The following is a 2,462-nucleotide window of genomic DNA, read 5'->3' as shown; positions in this document are numbered from 1 at the left end:
CGCGCCGGACTCGCGGAGCCACTCGACCACGTTCTCGCGGGTCTCGGGCCACGAGAGCCCGACCATCTCGTACCACGCGACCATCGCGAAGACGGCGTTGTCGTGACAGCCCGGGACGGAGCCGTGCTCGTAGACGGTCCGCATGGGGTCGCGGGTCGGCTCCGAGACGAGCTCCTTGAACTCGGCGGCGGTGAGGAGGCGGAGGCGACCGCCTTCCTCCACGACGCGCTGTTCCCGTTCCAAGGCGTCGAGCGCGGCCTTGCGGAGCCCGCCCCACTCCCCGTGGACCGCCTCGCGCAGCGTTGACTCGGCCATCCCGTCGGGCTCGGCGGTGAGAACGGTCAACAGGTCCGTGTACGCCTTCTCGATGGTCGGCCAGCTCACGCCCTCGAAGTCGCAGTCGGCGTCGTGGAGGCTGTTGGTCGTCCGGCAGCCGGGACACGGGTAGCGGAACGTCGGCACTGGGTGAGAGTGGGTCGCGCCCCGAGTTAGGGTTTTCGCGACGCGGCTCGCGGGGCCGTCTCCGTTCGCGACGCGGCTCGCGGAGTCGTTCCCGGCGTCGCCGAGGTCGACGCCCGCCCTCGGCACCGTCGATCACGGCGTTCCGAAACGTTTACTCGCCGGCCGGCCGCGATTTCAGACGGTATGACTAAAGTTAGCGTCATCGGTGCGGCGGGGACCGTCGGGGCAGCGGCCGGCTACAACCTCGCGCTGCGCGACGTTGTCGACGATCTCGTCTTCGTCGACATCCCGGATCAGCGGGAGACGACGATCGGGCAGGCGGCCGACGCGAACCACGGGATCGCCTACGACTCGAACACGACCGTCCGGCAGGGCGAGTACGAGGACACCGCCGGCTCGGACGTCGTCGTGATCACGGCCGGGATCCCGCGGAAGGAGGGGCAGACCCGGATCGACTTGGCGGGCGATAACGCGCCCATCATGGAGGACATCGGCTCGTCGCTGGCCGAGCACAACGACGACTTCGTCACCGTCACCACCTCCAACCCGGTCGACCTCCTGAACCGCCACCTGTACGAGGCGGGCGACCGCGACCGCCACGAGGTCGTCGGCTTCGGCGGGCGGCTCGACTCCGCGCGCTTCCGCTACGTCCTCTCCGAGCGCTTCGACGCGCCCGTCAAGAACGTCGAGGCGACGATCCTCGGCGAGCACGGCGACGCGCAGGCGCCCGCCTTCTCGAAGGTGCGCGTCGACGGCCGCGACCCCGAGTTCGACGCCGACGAGAAGGAGGAGATCCTCGCGGACCTCCAGGAGTCCGCCATGGACGTGATCAGCCGGAAGGGCGCCACGCAGTGGGGCCCGGCCACCGGCGTCGCCCACACCGTCGAGGCCATCCTGAACGACACCGGCGAGGTGCTCCCCTGCTCCGTCGTGCTCGACGGCGAGTTCGGCTACGAGGACACCGCGCTCGGCGTCCCCGCGAAGCTCGGTTCGAACGGCGTCGAGGAGGTCGTCGAGTGGGACCTCGACGAGTACGAGGCCGACCTGCTCGACGAGGCCGCGGAGAAGCTCTCCGAGCAGTACGAGAAGATCGCCTGAGGCGCGCCCGACACCGCGGTCGACGCCGCAGTCTCCATTCTGCTTTTTAAACCGACCCGCAGACTGTCGACCTGGTTTATAAGTAGTCCTGAGTGACGGTGGTGATCGATCGGAACTCAGGACCGCGGTGGCGCGCGCCCCCGAGCGGCCGCCATCGGCGGCCGCGAGGAGCGTGCGCGAGGGAGGAGCGAGCGAAGCGAGCGACGAGGCTGGGGAGGCGTGAGGCCGCGGTTGCGGTACGGGTGGGACTCAAAGCGGCAGTCGCGAGGGCGAAGCACGGCGACGGAAGCACTGCAAGGAGCGAGCGTAGCGAGCGACTGAAGCGCGCAGCGAGCCGCGCGAGCCCTCGCGGCTGGGGCTTTGGAGATGTTCTCTGCCGATCCGCAGTCATCGCTCACGTATAGCCGAGCGGCTGGGGCTTTGGAGATGTTCTCTGCCGATCCGTAGTCATCGCTCACGTACAGCCGAGCGGCTGGGGCTTTGGAGATGTTCTCTGCCGATCCGTAGTCATCGCTCACGTATAGCCGAGCGGCTGGGGCTTTAGAGGTGTTTCACCGCCGATCTGCAACTCTCCACTTATAAACAATCGACTCAGAGTTCCTACTCCTCCTATTCGCCGTCGGCGTTCGCGAAGAACTCCACGTCGCCGGCGATGACCGCGCTCGCGACCACGCCGCCGCCGACCAGCAGCGCGACGACGAGCGTCGTGAGCGTCGTCGAGAGCGCGCTCCCGCCGACCGCGACGCCGACGAACGCGCCGACCGAACCGCCGACGCCGCCGGCGATGATCGCGAGCGTCTGTGCCTCGCTCATAGCTGTCGGTTCCTCAACACGGAACATAAGCGTTCGCGTCGGGCTCTCACGGGTGATAACGGGGTCGGCGGGTGATGTTAAGTTAAGAA

The 2,462-nt window shown here is 68.2% G+C and carries 3 protein-coding genes; 1 reads left to right on the top strand and 2 read right to left on the bottom strand.

Translation table 11 applies throughout. The features are described from left to right. Nucleotides 1–462, bottom strand: a 462-nt coding sequence (locus tag DJ74_RS03775) for a hypothetical protein (protein ID WP_094526408.1), incomplete at its 3' end; no start/stop codon positions are given. Between the two features lie 183 nt (nucleotides 463–645). On the opposite strand from DJ74_RS03775, the gene mdh reads away from it, so the two are divergent. Next, complete coding sequence (mdh, locus tag DJ74_RS03770) at nucleotides 646–1,560, top strand: malate dehydrogenase (RefSeq protein ID WP_094522055.1); 915 nt, start codon at nucleotides 646–648, stop codon at nucleotides 1,558–1,560. 609 nt (nucleotides 1,561–2,169) lie between these two features. On the opposite strand, the gene DJ74_RS03765 is transcribed toward mdh, so the two are convergent. Further along, entirely contained in the window at nucleotides 2,170–2,373 is a 204-nt protein-coding gene (locus DJ74_RS03765) for a hypothetical protein (protein ID WP_094522056.1), read from the bottom strand. Nucleotides 2,374–2,462: the final 89 nt, after the last annotated feature.

The organism is Halorubrum sp. Ea8 (genome assembly GCF_002252925.1).
In the GTDB taxonomy this organism is placed as follows: domain Archaea; phylum Halobacteriota; class Halobacteria; order Halobacteriales; family Haloferacaceae; genus Halorubrum.
This window is presented reverse-complemented; position numbering and strand designations above follow the sequence as displayed.